The 14,309-nt window shown below is 50.0% G+C and carries 14 protein-coding genes; 2 read left to right on the forward strand and 12 right to left on the reverse strand.

Annotation, left to right across the window (positions count from 1 at the left end; translation table 11 throughout):
- Positions 1-3 precede the first annotated feature (3 nt).
- The 5 genes from O3681_RS10665 to def form a co-directional block, all read right to left on the reverse strand.
- Positions 4-597 carry a DUF4390 domain-containing protein gene (locus O3681_RS10665; protein ID WP_004520180.1) on the reverse strand — a complete coding sequence of 198 codons (594 nt, stop codon included), beginning with the start codon at positions 595-597 and terminating at the stop codon, positions 4-6.
- Entirely contained in the window at positions 563-1,822 is a 1,260-nt protein-coding gene (gene rsmB, locus O3681_RS10670; protein WP_308882270.1) for a 16S rRNA (cytosine(967)-C(5))-methyltransferase RsmB, read from the reverse strand. The genes O3681_RS10665 and rsmB overlap by 35 nt, the downstream gene beginning before the upstream one ends.
- A 46-nt stretch (positions 1,823-1,868) precedes the next feature.
- Positions 1,869-2,387: an O-acetyl-ADP-ribose deacetylase gene (locus tag O3681_RS10675; RefSeq protein ID WP_308882269.1), complete on the reverse strand. Its 519-nt coding sequence runs from the start codon at positions 2,385-2,387 to the stop codon at positions 1,869-1,871.
- A 33-nt stretch (positions 2,388-2,420) separates the two neighbouring features.
- Positions 2,421-3,347: a methionyl-tRNA formyltransferase gene (gene fmt / locus O3681_RS10680; RefSeq protein WP_308882268.1), complete on the reverse strand. Its 927-nt coding sequence runs from the start codon at positions 3,345-3,347 to the stop codon at positions 2,421-2,423.
- Between the two features lie 135 nt (positions 3,348-3,482).
- Entirely contained in the window at positions 3,483-3,986 is a 504-nt protein-coding gene (gene def / locus O3681_RS10685) for a peptide deformylase (protein ID WP_003678675.1), read from the reverse strand.
- Positions 3,987-4,220: 234 nt separating this feature from the next.
- Here def and O3681_RS10690 point away from each other — a divergent pair, with 234 nt between their 5' ends.
- Positions 4,221-5,486, forward strand: a complete 1,266-nt coding sequence (locus O3681_RS10690) for a LysM peptidoglycan-binding domain-containing protein (RefSeq protein WP_107724234.1) — start codon at positions 4,221-4,223, stop codon at positions 5,484-5,486.
- A 307-nt stretch (positions 5,487-5,793) separates the two neighbouring features.
- On the opposite strand, the gene O3681_RS10695 is transcribed toward O3681_RS10690, so the two are convergent.
- Both O3681_RS10695 and pyk read right to left on the reverse strand, forming a co-directional pair.
- Positions 5,794-7,209, reverse strand: coding sequence for an OmpP1/FadL family transporter (locus O3681_RS10695; RefSeq protein ID WP_371459925.1), 1,416 nt, complete (start codon positions 7,207-7,209; stop codon positions 5,794-5,796).
- Between the two features lie 175 nt (positions 7,210-7,384).
- Complete coding sequence (gene pyk, locus O3681_RS10700; protein WP_371459926.1) at positions 7,385-8,857, reverse strand: pyruvate kinase; 1,473 nt, start codon at positions 8,855-8,857, stop codon at positions 7,385-7,387.
- 214 nt (positions 8,858-9,071) lie between these two features.
- On the opposite strand from pyk, the gene O3681_RS10705 reads away from it, so the two are divergent.
- The gene (locus O3681_RS10705; RefSeq protein WP_250581089.1) at positions 9,072-9,575 is read left to right on the forward strand and encodes a hypothetical protein; all 504 of its coding nucleotides are present in this window, start codon (positions 9,072-9,074) and stop codon (positions 9,573-9,575) included.
- Between the two features lie 66 nt (positions 9,576-9,641).
- On the opposite strand, the gene O3681_RS10710 is transcribed toward O3681_RS10705, so the two are convergent.
- The 5 genes from O3681_RS10710 to pyrB all read right to left on the reverse strand — a co-directional run bounded on the left by O3681_RS10710 (position 9,642) and on the right by pyrB (position 13,177).
- Positions 9,642-9,767, reverse strand: coding sequence for a hypothetical protein (locus O3681_RS10710; RefSeq protein ID WP_371459927.1), 126 nt, complete (start codon positions 9,765-9,767; stop codon positions 9,642-9,644).
- 23 nt (positions 9,768-9,790) lie between these two features.
- Positions 9,791-10,654 carry a GNAT family N-acetyltransferase gene (locus O3681_RS10715; RefSeq protein ID WP_107867964.1) on the reverse strand — a complete coding sequence of 288 codons (864 nt, stop codon included), beginning with the start codon at positions 10,652-10,654 and terminating at the stop codon, positions 9,791-9,793.
- Between the two features lie 275 nt (positions 10,655-10,929).
- The gene (locus O3681_RS10720) at positions 10,930-11,595 is read right to left on the reverse strand and encodes a hypothetical protein (RefSeq protein WP_070607466.1); all 666 of its coding nucleotides are present in this window, start codon (positions 11,593-11,595) and stop codon (positions 10,930-10,932) included.
- Positions 11,596-11,787: 192 nt separating this feature from the next.
- Positions 11,788-12,246 carry an aspartate carbamoyltransferase regulatory subunit gene (gene pyrI, locus O3681_RS10725; RefSeq protein WP_004520167.1) on the reverse strand — a complete coding sequence of 153 codons (459 nt, stop codon included), beginning with the start codon at positions 12,244-12,246 and terminating at the stop codon, positions 11,788-11,790.
- 10 nt (positions 12,247-12,256) lie between these two features.
- The gene (gene pyrB / locus O3681_RS10730; RefSeq protein WP_128582164.1) at positions 12,257-13,177 is read right to left on the reverse strand and encodes an aspartate carbamoyltransferase; all 921 of its coding nucleotides are present in this window, start codon (positions 13,175-13,177) and stop codon (positions 12,257-12,259) included.
- Between the last annotated feature and the right edge of the window lie 1,132 nt (positions 13,178-14,309).

A 14,309-nucleotide genomic window follows, 5' to 3' on the forward strand; every position in this document is an offset into this window, starting at 1 on the left:
GGTTTACTCCTGCACGACCGACAAGGATTTCCAACCGGAATCCAAATGCCAGTTTTTAGAAGTCAGGGCATTGATTTGGAACGGTTTGGGCAGCTTGGCGGTTGTCAGCAGCAGGCGGATTTCAGCCTTCGTGTCTTTGGCGGCCACATCACTCAGCGCGCCTTTGGACAAAACCTTCCAATTCGCGACCGCGCCCACTGCACGCAAGGCAGTCTCAAGCGTGTCGTACTCGGTAGAAAACGTACCGACGGTAACGCGATAGCGATTGGTCAACGGATGGAAGGACAATTTGTATTGAATCGTGCTGTCGTTGTTGAGCAGCTGGTCGAACTTGAATTTATAAGACGACATAGACGGCGCTGACAGCTGCCAACTCAAATTGAAATGCAGGGGGACGCCCTGTTTGAGTGCTTCTTTAAGCTGGTCGGGCAGGTCGGTGCGGAAACGGCTGCTGACGGAAAGCTGTCCGGCATGGGTCAGCTTTGCCTCGGCACGGGTCGCACTGATGCCCTCGCCCGCCGCATTCAACGACACGGCGAGCAAGAGCGGTACAATCAGCGTTTTACTGCTTTTTAATAAGCGCGTAATAAAAGCCATCTTGATGTTTGTTCGGTAAAAGCACATGCGATTCGATCAACTCGGCATCGGCATGGCGGTTAAGGAATTTTTGCAACTGACCGTCGTTTTCTTCGACGAAGACCGAGCAGGTAGCCAGCAACATCCTGCCGTTTTTCGTCAGGGTCTGCCACAGCGCGTCTAATAATGCTTCCTGTTGGCGTGCGGTTTTGACGGCATCGGTCGGCCGGCGCAGCCATTTTACGTCGGGATTGCGGCGCGCCACACCCGAAGCGGTACACGGCACATCGGCCAAGACAGCGTCAAAGGCCTTGCCATCATACCACGCTGTCAAGTCCTGCGCATCGGCACAAGTCAAAGAGGCCTTTTGAAAGCCTAAACGGTCAAGATTGCTCTTCACCCTGTTCAGACGGCCCTCGTCTATATCCAAAGCGGTAACATGACAATCTGCCAGTTCCAAGATATGGCCTGTCTTGCCGCCCGGCGCTGCACAGGCATCGAGAATGCGTTCGCCGTCTTTCGGGTTCAATAAATAGGCAGCACGTTGCGCACCAAAATCCTGCACCGACACCAGGCCGTCTGAAAAACCGGGCAGGCGGTTTACCGGCACGGCTTCTTCCAACATCACGGCGTATTCGTCCAACGCCCTGGCCGCAATACCTTCCGCAGCCAATTTTTCCAAATAACTTTCGGCATTGCCGTGTCGGCGGTTGACACGCAAAGTCATCGGCGGATGCGATTGCAGCGCAGTGGTGATGTTGTGCCAATGTTTCGGATAATGGTTTTTCAAGTAAGCCACCCACCACAGCGGCAAATTGTGTTTCGCCACATCGTCTTTTTTGCAGGAAGCCGCGAGCTTGTCGCGTTCACGCAAAAAGCGGCGCAAAATCGCATTGGCAAACGAGCGGAACTGGCCGCGGCCGATTTTGGCAATGCTTTCCACCGCTTCATTGACCACAGCATGAGGCGCATTGCGCGTGTAATGCAGTTGGTACATCGCCGCCAAAAGCAGGCTTTCAAGCTGCGGATTGTCAATCGGCTTCTTCAGCATTTGACCAAGCATGTGCTTCAAACTGCCCAAATAACGTTGGCATCCGTAAGCAATATCCTGCAACGCGCCGTTTTCCTGCGCCGTCAGCTGCGGATGCGCCGCACGGATTTCCGCCAAAACATCCTGAAGATTGCGCCCTTCGGCAACCGCGGCAACGCTGTCAGCGGCCAGTTTTTGGGCGAGGGACATACTCATATTTTTGCTTTCTGATTTATATTTGATTTCAAGTGTTCGGAGGATTTCAGACGGCCTGTTCGGCTGCCAGCAATGCCCGATAATATTCGACATCTGCTTTGGAAAAACAGCAAAAGATGATTTTTTCCACTGCCGGACAGTGCGGCAGGGCTTGTTTCAAACTCTCCAAAGCGATACGCGCGGCGGCTTCGGCCGGGAAACGGTACACACCGGTGCTGATGCACGGAAAAGCGATGCTGTGGAGATTGTGTTTCTGAGCAAGCAGCAAGGAATTGGCGTAGGATTGTGCCAATTTGGCCTCTTCATTTTGTTGTCCGCCAAACCATACCGGCCCGACCGTGTGGATGACAAAGCGTGCAGGCAAACGGTAGCCTTTGGTTATTTTGGCTTCGCCTGTGCGGCAACCGCCCAAAGTGCGGCACTCGTCCAGCAGCTCTTTGCCCGCGGCGCGGTGTATCGCACCGTCTACGCCGCCACCGCCCAACAGCGATGAATTGGCGGCATTGACAATCGCATCGACTGCCAATCGGGTAATATCGCCCTCGAGCACTTCAAAAACAGCCATTGTCTTCTTTCCTCTACGTTGATTTCCAGCCTGTTACAAAACCGCTCCGACTTCAATCGTTCTGCCTGCCGCAAATGCCTGTATGCTCATGCGTTTGCTACCGGAAGGCTGCAATTCGGTAATGTTCAGCGCATTTTCACCGCACGCCACCAGCAGGCCGTCTGAAGTGCAGGACAATACTTCGCCAGCCTTACCCTGTTTGGACACTACCTCGGCACGCCAGATTTTCAGCGGTTTGCCTTGATACTCGACCCACGCGGCAGGTACAGGGTTGAAAGCACGGATTTTGCGCTCAATCACAGCCGCGCTTTCATTCCAATCGATACGCGCCTCTTCTTTGCTTAATTTTTGGGCGTAGGTAACGCCTTCTTCAGGCTGTTTGACCGCGTTCAGACGGCCTTCCGCCTGCAAACGCTGCAAGTCGGCCACAATCGCTTCCGCACCCAAACCCATCAGCGCATCATGCACTTCGTTGGCAGTATCCGTAGGTTGAATGGCGTAGCGATGTTCGCTGACCACATCGCCAGTGTCCAAGCCGATGTCCATCTGCATGATGCACACGCCAGTTTCGGCGTCGCCGGCTTCAATCGCACGTTGAATCGGTGCTGCGCCGCGCCAACGGGGCAACAGCGATGCGTGGATATTGAGGCAGCCGTGTTTGGGCGTATCCAACACATCCTGCGGCAAAATCAAGCCATACGCGGCCACTACCATCACATCTGCGCCCGTATCTTTGAGCATTTGCAGGGCTTCGGCGTTATTACGCAACTTTTCCGGCTGCGCCACAGTCAAACCCAATTCCAAGGCAGCCTGTTTGACCGGCGATGCGGTCAACTGCATGCCGCGGCCTTTGGGGCGGTCGGGCTGGGTCAACACCAGCGGAATTTCAAAACCTGCGGCGGCGATGGCTTTCAAGGCGGCGGCGGCAAAATCGGGCGTACCGGCAAAGATGACTTTCATGTTGTGTCCTTGTGGAAATGGTTTGAATGGGCGCGTTGGGCAAACTGTTTCAGCTGAAAAGGCCGTCTGAAAGATTGAAAACCGAAGTCTGCCTTCTGTTTTGTCTTTTCAGACGGCCTTTAAGCGATGCGCAGGTCAGATGGTGTGTTTCTGACGTTTTTTCAGTTTGGTTTTGATGCGGCCTTGTTTCAGCTGCGACAAGTGTTCGACAAACACGATGCCCATCAGGTGGTCCAATTCGTGCTGCACGCAGATTGCCAGCAGGCCGTCTGCTTCCAGTGTGAATTTCTCGCCTTTTTCGTTCAAGGCTTCAACTTTGACGCGCTCGGCACGAGTCACGGTATCGTAAATGCCCGGCACGGACAGGCAGCCTTCTTCGTAAGTCGTCTCGCCGTCTTTTTCGACAATGACGGGATTGATAAACACGCGCGGCTCGCTGCGGTCTTCGGTCAAATCCATCACGACGATGCGCTCGTGTACGTCGACCTGGGTGGCCGCCAAGCCGATACCGCGTGCTTCGTACATGGTTTCAAACATATCGGCAACCAATGTCTGGATGCGCTCGTCGATTTTTTCAACAGGTTTGGCGACCGTATGCAAACGCTCGTCAGGGTATTGGAGGATGTTCAGTAAAGCCATAATATTCTCGTTTTATAAAGCTGATGTGTGATTTTCATACAGATTTGGTTTCCGCCGCCACAATCTCCTGTCATGACAGCAACATTCAATGCTAAAATAACGCCGAAAAATGTTAAGATAGCGCGACGGAGGCCGTTCGTTATCGTATTGATGAATGGGCGGCAGTTTCGCAAACTCCAGCCTTCTCTGTTTATCATCTGAAGACAAACCGAATCGATTTCAAGGGGAACGGTTATGCAACAACGTATTATAACCCTGCTTTGCATAGCAGGCATGGCTATTTCTGCCCACACTCAGGCAGCTTCTTTAAAAATCCGCCCCAATGCGCCGCAACGCTACGTCGTTAAAAACGGCGATACCTTGTGGGGTATTTCCGGTAAATATCTGTACAGCCCATGGCAATGGAACCGCCTTTGGGGCGCCAATCGCAACGCCATCCGCAATCCGCATCTGATCTATCCGGGTCAGGTGTTGGTTTTACGCTACGTCAACGGCCAGCCACGACTGGGTTTTGAACATGCCCAAACCCGTTCAGACGGCATTCCCGTGATCAAACTGCATCCGCGCGTACGCGAAACTTCCGGCTACGGCATTCCGACTGTCAACGTCAATCTCTACCGCATGTTCATGAAACATCCGCAGATTATCGCTCCAGAAGAAACCGCCAACGCGCCGCGCCTGATTGCCGGCCCCGACAACCGCGTCCTCTACACCCAAGGCAACCGCGTGTACGCATACGGCCTGACCGAACCCGGCCGCTACCTGACCTACCGCGTCAATAAAAACATCACCGATCCGGAAACCGGCAAATTCCTCGGTCAAGAAGTCGTGTTCAGCGGCATCGCCAACACGCTGCCTTACACCGACTCCGCATTGGAACACCGTACCCGCGCTTCTGACGAAAAACTCAAAAGCAACGAGTATTACACCCAAGTCAACAAAGCCATGAAGCTGCGCACCCAGTCCGCGCAACCTTTGGTTATCGAAGAAGCCGTTTCCGAAATCCGCAAAGACGACTATCTGCTGAAACTGCCCGAAGGCCTCGACAGCTTCAATGTGATGCCTCACGCCCCTGCCCGTCCAATTCAGGCCAAAGTCGTTTCCATCTTCGACGGCGTGGGCGAAGCCGGCCAGTTCCAAACCATTACTTTGGATAAAGGCGAACTCGACGGCCTGGACAAAGGCACGGTGGTCAGCCTCTACAAACGCGGCCGCCAAGTCCGTGTCAATCTGTCCAACAACCTGATTCGCAAGCCGAAAGACAAAGATACGGTTGAATTGGTTTCCATTCCGGCAGAAGAAATCGGTTTGGCAATGGTATACCGCACATCCGACCATCTGGCCTCCGCCATTATTTTGGAAAGCCTGAACAGCGTTTCCATCGGCGATACCGCTTCCGAACCCGGCCGCGATTTGGACAATATGGCTGATGAAAAAACCATGGATAAACCGGCTGAAGACGAACAGGAAAGAGAAATCGAACTGGAAGTCCGCAGCTGATTGAGCTTTTTTAGCAGCGATTCGATAAATAAAGGCCGTCTGAAAACCTGTTTTTCAGACGGCCTTTTGATTACTGCCCATAAATAAAATTGGTAACACGTTGTTTAAAGCGCAAACAATATCTCATTTCTCCAACCGGTAATCGGCTACTCCCTTTTCTATCGTCTTTCTGCTCTGCCATTCCAATCAGAAATATGGAAAGCCCAACGCGCGATTTATTGCCTGTGGATTGCTCCATCTATTCCTACCAATCAAAAAGGCCGTCTGAAATCTTCAGACGGCCTTTTTATCCACAACTCAAATCCGATTATTTGAATTTGTAAGTGTATTGCAAGCCCAAGATGTCTGCTTTGTTTTTGAAGCGGGCAGAGGATGTACCGCGGCTGTCCACGTCGTTGCCGCTGGCTTTGCCGGTGCGGTAAACCGTGTCATTGATGTGAATATGGCTGTATGCCGCATCGATAACATGGTTTTTACCCAGTTGATATTTAGCACCGACGGAGAACCAGATACGGTTGCCGTCAGGCAGGCTGTTCATGCGGTCTTCGGCGCTTTTAACCGGCGATTTGTCGAAAGCGATACCGGCACGCAGTTGCAATGGTTCGGTAACTTGGTAAGAGCCGCCGAATGCGACTTTATAAGTATTGCGCCAGTTAGGCGTGATGACGGTACGGTCAGATTGGCCGTTGACAACTTTTTTGGTGTTTTCAAACACCAGCTCCGCTTTGTTGAAGCGGCTGTGGCGCGTCCAAGTCACATCGCCGAACAAATTGGTTTTGTCGGTGGCGCGGTACATACCATGAACAGACAAAGACTCAGGCGTAACGATTTTGACACTGGCTTTTTCGTTCGGCACATAACCGCGTGCAGCCATTGCACCCAAATCCCAAGCGCGTTTTGCATATGCGCCGTCAGCTTCCCAATCGGCAGTGCCTTTCAGCGTATGCGATACTTTGGAACGATAGTTCACACCCACGCGTGCGCGGTCGTTGATGTCCCACATCCACGCCAGTTGATAGCCGAAGCCCCAATCGTGGCCTTTTACATCGGCATGACCGTCAGCTTTGCCGGTCGCATCGACAGCGACTGGACGCCCTGCTTGACGGGAAGCCAAGCCGCTGGCCAACTGGCTGATGGCGCCGGAAGCATCCCAGTCGGAGTATTTGCGCAATTCGGCTTTGGAATATTGGGCAATCAAACCGGCACCGACGGCGTGCTGCTCATTCAGTTTCCATGCGACTACTGGCTCGATGGCGATGGTGGTCAAACCCAGTTTGTTGATGTTGTGGCGCAATACGGAATCTTTTTCATATTCGGTTGCAGAGCCGAAGGGAACGTACACGCCCAAACCCAAAGTTACATCGTCGCTGGCTTTGTACGCGCCATAGATGTGCGGAGCGACAGTGGTTTCGGTAATTTTGCCGCTGGTCGAGCCACTGACATCGGCACCCGTGCGGAAGTGTTTTGCAGATTCTGCCTCATAATGAATGCTTGGGAAAACGATATTGGCGTTGACGGAAATTTGGCTGCTGTCGATTTTGCTCAAACCGGCCGGGTTGTAGAAAATGGTTGATGCATCGGCGGCTTCGGCGGCGGCGGCGTTGGCCGTGCCTTGTGCGTTAACGGATTGTGTGCCGAAGTGGTAGCCGGAGGCTTGGACAGCGGTAGATAACAGTGCTGCGCTTAAAATAAATGCTGTTTTTTTCAGATTGAAATGAATCATTTTGGTTTACCGTAAAAGTAGCGGACAAAGAAAAAGGCCGTCTGAAACGTCCTTTATTGATTTAGTATAGGCACTCAATTCTATACTACATCATTATTTTTGCCTAATCTTTTCTTTTTTTACACAAAAAAGCAGGCTGAAACAGCCTGCTTTTCCAATCATCGGATCACTGCAATTATTTAACCTGCAACACTTCCAGCGTATTGGTCGAACCGGATTCGCGCATTTGCGAACCGCTGGTGATGATGTATTGGTCGCCGCTTTGGAGGATTTTGTGTTCTACCAGCATGGCTTCCACTTCGTTCAGCGCGGTATCGTGATCGGTACTGGTTGCCAAAATCAACGGACGCACGCCGCGGTACATCGCCATGCGGCGTTGTGCTGAAACACTCGGCGTCAGGGCAAAAATCGGCAGGGTGATGTTGTGGCGGCTGACTTCGAAGGCGGTCGAACCGCTTTCAGTCAGGGCAACGATGGCTTTGGCGTGAACTGCTCGCGCCACGCTGACCGCACCGCCGGCAATCGCCAAGTTGGTGCTGACGGCTTCGGGATACTCGACCTGTTCGGCAACGCCGTTGAGCGAATCTTGTTCTTTTTCCGCAGCCGCACAAATAATCGCCATTTGGCTGACGGTTTCAAACGGATACGCGCCGACGGCGGTTTCGGCGGAACACATCACCGCATCGGTACCGTCCAATACCGCGTTGGCCACGTCGCTTACTTCGGCACGGGTCGGTACGGGGTTGGTAATCATCGATTCCATCATTTGAGTTGCGGTAATGCTGAAGCGGCGCAACTCGCGGGCGCGGCGGATCATGCGTTTTTGCAGGGCAGGTACGGCGGCATGACCGACTTCCACTGCCAAGTCGCCGCGGGCAACCATAATACCGTCGCTGGCAAGGATGATTTCGTCCAGATTTTCAATGGCTTCTACGCGCTCGATTTTGGAAACCAAACCGGGGCGTACGGCAATGCTGCCTTTCATTTCTTCTTCGACTTTGGCGCGTGCGATGTGCAAATCTTCGGCAGATTTCACAAAGCTGATGGCCAAGTAGTCGCAACCGATGGCAATTGCCGTTTTCAGGTCACGAAAGTCTTTTTCAGTCAACGCACCGGCAGACAGGCCGCCGCCGCGTTTATTGATACCTTTGTTACTTTTCAGCACATGGCTGTTTTCCACCCTTGTAATAATCTTACTTCCTTCAACCGCTTCAACGGTCAAAGTCAACAGGCCGTCGTCCAGCCACAAAACATCGCCGGTAACGACGTCATTCGGCAAATCGCGGTAGTCCAGGCCAACCGCTTCGCGTGTGCCTTCGCCTTCAAGTGCGGCATCCAAAATCAAGGTTTCACCCTTATTCAGCTCGATGCTGCCGCCTGCAATTTTGCCGACACGGATTTTCGGGCCTTGCAAGTCGGCAAGAATGGCGATTTCCTGCCCCGCACGTTTCGCGGCTTCGCGTACGATACGGGCATTTTCTTCATGAAACTCCGGCGTACCGTGGCTGAAATTGAAACGGACGACATTAAGGCCGCCGACACGGATCATGTCTTCCAACAATTGTACATTGTTGCTGCCCGGACCCAGTGTGGCAACAATTTTGGTATTGTGGCTGATACGGGTTAAATCACGTTGCAATTGGCTCATGTAAACGTCCTTTCCTGTTGATTTCACGTTTGATAATGAAGAAGATTGTACTCTTAATGCAATAATGTTGGCGTAAAATTACATCATTTTCTGACTTAAACTAAATTTATTTTTGCATTAACCTACTTTCCTATCGGATACAATATACCCTCACGTCGTCATGTTTAATTTTTCAGACGGCCTCACTCATACTAATAGAATACTCAACTGATCCATGAAACGTTTTTTGACTCCGCTACCCATCGGCATCGTTTTGGCCGACCTGATCTACGGTTTCGTACTTAATGTCATGCAAGGCTTAAATTTACAACAAACCGCAGCCAACCAGTCCGGTACAATTTCCGTTACGCCCGACATTGCCTTCAACAGCCTGCAAATCGTCGCCAACGGCGGCATGGTCTGCATTATCGGCTTCGGTTTGATTGTCTTGTTCCAACTCAACCGAGCTGTATTACGCCAACAAATCCTGCCCATCGGCATTTTCCGAACTCTCGGCCTGTTGGCTGTTTTGGCATTCAGCATTTCGTCTTTGTGGGAATGGTTGCATGCCGCTTTGTCGCTGCTTTCCGGGCACAATGTTTTAAACTTCAGCAACCCGCGTTATCTGGTTACCGCAGCCTGCATGCCCATTATTGCCTTCTTGTGCATCTTGCGCCTGTACAATTGGTATCGCCTGCATCGGACTGTTGCCACTGACGACACCTCCACGACCCTCTAATCAAATTGCAAAAAGACCGTCTGAAACAGGAAAACCTATTTTCAGACGGCCTTGTCATTGTATATCTCAACGTTGATGGCTGGTTTCTACACCGGCCTTAATCTCACCATACATTTGCGAGCTGCCTCCGCTGCCTGATGCGCAGGCCACCAAGCTCAGTGTCAAAACAGCCGCAGTCAAAATCTTCAACATTGTATTCCCTCTTTCCACAAAAATTATTTCGGGTCGCAACGGAAATGGTAAGCGCAGATTTCAAATCCGTTTTTGAAGTAGAGACGATGGGCATCGGCACGGTCATGGTTCACATGGACATTCAGATGGATTTTGGTTGCCCCGGTTTCCGCACCGATTTTGCGTACTTCTTCCAACAAGCGAGAAGCATAGCCTTTTTGGCGGCATTGCGGCATGGTTACGAGATCATCAATATGGATATGGTAACCGCTGGCCAAGTTATGTGCAGTATGAAAACCACATACGGCCACGGCATTTTGTTTGCCTTCTTCAAAAATACCCAGCAGACGGTAGCCGGTTTTGCGCTGATGCTCGTTGATTTGTTCAACAAAACGGTGAATATCGGTCAACGATGAACGCAGAACACTCAAGGCCGCAAAAGCAGTCGCTGTTTCTTCCGGCGGAATTTCACGCAATACGCCGACCACAGGCGCGGCAGCTTGAGGCTCAGACTGCGCATTGGCCGCTTCGGCACGCTCTGCGGCATGTTTTTCTTCAATCGCCTGCGCCAACAAAACGCGCTCGACCGGCACTTCGCCCTGCTGTTTGCTCTCTTGCTCTTTGAGCAAGGCTTTGCAGTCAATCACGCGCAAATCATTATCCGCTGCAAAGTCCATCAAGAAACGGAACATTTGCGGATTGTCTTCTTCCAACTTTTTATCGACCGCTACACAACGGACATTGTCCACCAAAATCGGGCGCACCCAATTCGAATAGGAAAGGCGGTTGTCTTTAGTAAAGGAGGACAAAATACCGCACAGGCGCTCCGCCCAGTCGCTTGGTCGGAAAATCTTGCCTTTGCTGGTCGTACCATGGATCACAACTTCATAAGGATTACACACTAACATAAGCAGCTTCCTGAGAGTAAATGGCTAAAGGAATATTTCGCCAGTGCCAACATCAGAAAAAGTTCCGATACATAGCAACAGATTATTGAAAAAATATCAGTAAGGTTTTGAAATACGACAATGATGAGACGGCTTGCCGAGCCTGACAATCCGTTTCGAATTCTTTGATTATTATACCCGATACGCCTCTTTTTCTTCAAAAATCATTTGAAAAATAACAACAGGCCGTCTGAAAACAAGTATTTCGGTTTCAGACGGCCTGCATATTTTGAATATCAATACAACAATTTCTTGCGGGGCTTTTGCTCGCCATTGGATTTAATTTCTGACAAATTGAAATTCAATATGCTCAAATCCAAAACGCTTTCTGAAGTGCATTGATCGCCAAAGGCATTTTCATAAGTGGCCTTCAGTTTCAATACTCCGCCGAATGTTTGGTCCGGCAATTCGGCAGCCAGCGCCAACATGCTTGCAAACACGCCGCCATACAATTCTCCCGATGCCAGCATATCCACGCCGCCGGAAAACATCTCCAAGCGCATAACTGCATCGGCAACCAGCTTGCTCGGCAAGTGATCCGGCAAAGCCTCAGCCTCAAAACGCACATTCTTCGCCAAGCCCTTACCGCTATTGCGGACAACCAAAACCAATAAATCCGTTTGACCGTCAGAACGTTGCAACGTCGCATGCAAAACAGGATGAATGCTCTCTTTTTGAATCAGCTGCTCACGGTGCAACATCTTGCTTTTTGCTTTGGATCGCGCAGAGACGACAGCCCAAATCAACCAAACCAATGCAACGGCAGAAATGGCAGTGACCAAAAGGGGAAGATTGGTCAAATAGGCTTGCTGATTGAACCAAACTTGTGCTGCCAAAAATCCGGCAAAGAAAATCAAAACGTATAAAATTGGGGCAAACCGGCTTTGTATGGATGAGTGCATAAGTTTTCCTACATTTCGTGTCGTGTTATAAAAAATAATGCCTTTTGAGCAAATGATGTCATCAACTCAGAAGGCATTATTTTAACGTAATTTTAACGCAATTTGCTTAATATCTTGCTTTTTATGAAACTAATGTATCAAGCAGACAACTCAAACCGTATAGCCGTGTTTTCAGACGGCCTGAGATTTTTATCAGGCTTCGGCAACCGAATCACGCGAGAAGGTTTTTTCGCAATAATGGCATTTCAAACGTGTCTGTCCATTATGTGAACGGACATAAAAGCGGCTGATGACCGGCTCGCCATGACTGGCACAATTGGTATTCGGGCAGCGGAATACTTCCGAAATCTCGTCCGGCAATGACAAATGCTGTTTCTCAACCACCTTAAACCGATCGATTTTGTTTACCACTGCTTCAGGGGCAAATAAAGCCAAACGGTTGGCCGCATTGGCATCCAACCACACACCGCTGATTTTGATAATGTCTTTGCTTCCCTGCGTTTTACTGGGCAAATTAAAACCAACCGTAACCGCGCTGCCATAATGCAGCAGCTTAAACTGTCTTAAAATGGCCAAGCCTTTACCAGCAGGAATATGGTCAATCACCGTACCTTGTTCGATCGCTTCAACGCTGAGTTTTGAGTTTTCCATCTTTCGCTCCTTAAACTTCTTCGTTCAATACCAAAGACAAAATCGCCATCCGTGCATACACGCCGTTGGTTGCCTGTTCAAAATAATAGGCATGAGGTGTTTTATCCACATTCGGATGAATTTCATCTACCCTCGGTAAAGGATGCAAGACGCGCAAATTGGGTTTGGCGTTTACCAACATCGGCGCATCAAGATTGAATTTACCCTGAATTTTGGCAAATTCCTGCTCATCAAAACGTTCGCGCTGAACGCGGGTCATGTACAAAATATCCGCCCATTCGACCGCTTCTTCCAAGCTGGACAGGACTTGATAAGGGCAACTGGCCTCCTCCAGCTCTTCAGTGATATAGTCCGGCATCGCCAAGCTGGGAGGAGAAACAAATGCAAACTCACAACCCCAACGCTTCAATGCTTGACACAATGAGTGTACCGTACGGCCATATTTCAAATCACCGGCCATCGCAATCTTCAAATTGCTCAAACTACCTTGTGTTTCATAAATCGTTACCAGATCCAAAAGCGTCTGGCTTGGATGTTGGTTGGTACCATCGCCGGCATTAATCACGGGCACGCTCGAAAACTCGGCCGCCACACGGGCCGCACCGTCTTTCGGGTGTCGCTGAATAATCGCATCCGTATAGCTGGAAATAATCCTCGCAGTATCTGCAAGCGTTTCACCCTTTTTCGCGCTGGTATTCGCGCCATCGGAAAAACCGATAACTTTCCCACCCAAACGCTGTACCGCCGTTTCAAAAGACAAACGCGTACGGGTAGAGGGTTCAAAAAAGCACGAACCAATCAATTTACCTTCAAGCAAATCTTCGCGAGGCTGCTTTTTCAACTTCAAGGCCGTCTGAAGCAGCAATTCGAGCTGCTCCGTCGTCAAATCTGAAATTGAAATAATATGTTGCCGATAAAGCGGATTAGGCATGACCATTCCTTCCCATAAAAAAGCCCGCAACAGGCGGGCGTTTCAAGCAAACCAATTCCATCGTTGCCTGACATCATCCCCGTCGGACAATCACAACCATGTTTCTACCACACCCATGAAATCTTCCGCATTATCGCATATTTAACAGACGGCTGCTTCTATCAAGTTTTCAGACAGCCTGATACCTTTGCAAAAAAGCCCTCATCCCCAACAGCCAAAACTCAAACACAGGGATTTGACAGTTTCCTTTTATCTTCCCAATACTCGCATCTTGTAGGAACAAACAAGCGCAAGTAAACTGTTAACCGGTTCAACGATTCAAACATATAGCTTTCGAATAGCGTTGCACACCCATGTTGCCTAAAGCAAATTAGGTTCACAGCCTGATTTACGGTGAAATGTAACAAAGCTTTGTTCAACCACATAACGGGTTTTTCGACAAATATTCGGTTGTGTTTGATTTGCGTTTCCGTCGATGAGTTGTTGCAAAGGGCTTTGCGATAATGCAGGTCTGTAGCTGATGTTTTTCTAGGTGCCATCTGTTTTGCTGCCGTAGCCTTTGATCGAACCTTCTGCCATACCTTATCTCGTCGATATTGAAGGAGTGATGTGCAGTTTCTCAATATAGCCTTTCAAAATAGATACAGATATATGTTTGCTGTATCAACCAGCCTTTTACCCTGCAGACAATGCTATCTTTGCTTGGTGTAATTTGTCTACAGCCTTTATCTTTTATTATCCTTACCCATGACCGCTCGGGCCGTCTGAATAATGTTGCATCAATAACTTAAACTACCGCTTTCTCTACTTTTAAACTTTCCCGCTCAATTTACAGTTAATTCCTAATAGTTCTGACCAGGGCATTACCTTCCGCCGGCTGGTTGCAGTGTCAGCATAAGGTACTGGATTTGAAATATTCAGTTCGTCAAAATAATAAAACGGGTTAAGACAATAATGCAGTACTCGAGGTTGAGATCAGCTTACCCAAAGGACGTGCCTGTGCACGTCCTTTTTACTTTCTTATCTCCTTTCCACTCTATTGTCACCCCATAAAAGGCTTACACTCCGCATCATTGCCCCTAAATATCTCCTCACCGTCCGTACAGCTGCCCTTCCCCTTCATCTTCCCGCA

The organism is Neisseria sp. 27098_8_158, from assembly GCF_041433145.1.
Taxonomy (GTDB): Bacteria; Pseudomonadota; Gammaproteobacteria; order Burkholderiales; family Neisseriaceae; genus Neisseria; species Neisseria subflava_E.

What these genes read in the sequence shown, in the direction of transcription:
- O3681_RS10665 (WP_004520180.1), bottom strand. Translation starts at nt 597, where the DNA reads ATGGCTTTTATTACGCGCTTATTAAAAAGCAGTAAAACGCTGATTGTA.
- rsmB (WP_308882270.1), bottom strand. Translation starts at nt 1,822, where the DNA reads ATGAGTATGTCCCTCGCCCAAAAACTGGCCGCTGACAGCGTTGCCGCG.
- O3681_RS10675 (WP_308882269.1), bottom strand. Translation starts at nt 2,387, where the DNA reads ATGGCTGTTTTTGAAGTGCTCGAGGGCGATATTACCCGATTGGCAGTC.
- fmt (WP_308882268.1), bottom strand. Translation starts at nt 3,347, where the DNA reads ATGAAAGTCATCTTTGCCGGTACGCCCGATTTTGCCGCCGCCGCCTTG.
- def (WP_003678675.1), bottom strand. Translation starts at nt 3,986, where the DNA reads ATGGCTTTACTGAACATCCTCCAATACCCTGACGAGCGTTTGCATACG.
- O3681_RS10690 (WP_107724234.1), top strand. Translation starts at nt 4,221, where the DNA reads ATGCAACAACGTATTATAACCCTGCTTTGCATAGCAGGCATGGCTATT.
- O3681_RS10695 (WP_371459925.1), bottom strand. Translation starts at nt 7,209, where the DNA reads ATGATTCATTTCAATCTGAAAAAAACAGCATTTATTTTAAGCGCAGCA.
- pyk (WP_371459926.1), bottom strand. Translation starts at nt 8,857, where the DNA reads ATGAGCCAATTGCAACGTGATTTAACCCGTATCAGCCACAATACCAAA.
- O3681_RS10705 (WP_250581089.1), top strand. Translation starts at nt 9,072, where the DNA reads ATGAAACGTTTTTTGACTCCGCTACCCATCGGCATCGTTTTGGCCGAC.
- O3681_RS10710 (WP_371459927.1), bottom strand. Translation starts at nt 9,767, where the DNA reads ATGTTGAAGATTTTGACTGCGGCTGTTTTGACACTGAGCTTGGTGGCC.
- O3681_RS10715 (WP_107867964.1), bottom strand. Translation starts at nt 10,654, where the DNA reads ATGTTAGTGTGTAATCCTTATGAAGTTGTGATCCATGGTACGACCAGC.
- O3681_RS10720 (WP_070607466.1), bottom strand. Translation starts at nt 11,595, where the DNA reads ATGCACTCATCCATACAAAGCCGGTTTGCCCCAATTTTATACGTTTTG.
- pyrI (WP_004520167.1), bottom strand. Translation starts at nt 12,246, where the DNA reads ATGGAAAACTCAAAACTCAGCGTTGAAGCGATCGAACAAGGTACGGTG.
- pyrB (WP_128582164.1), bottom strand. Translation starts at nt 13,177, where the DNA reads ATGCCTAATCCGCTTTATCGGCAACATATTATTTCAATTTCAGATTTG.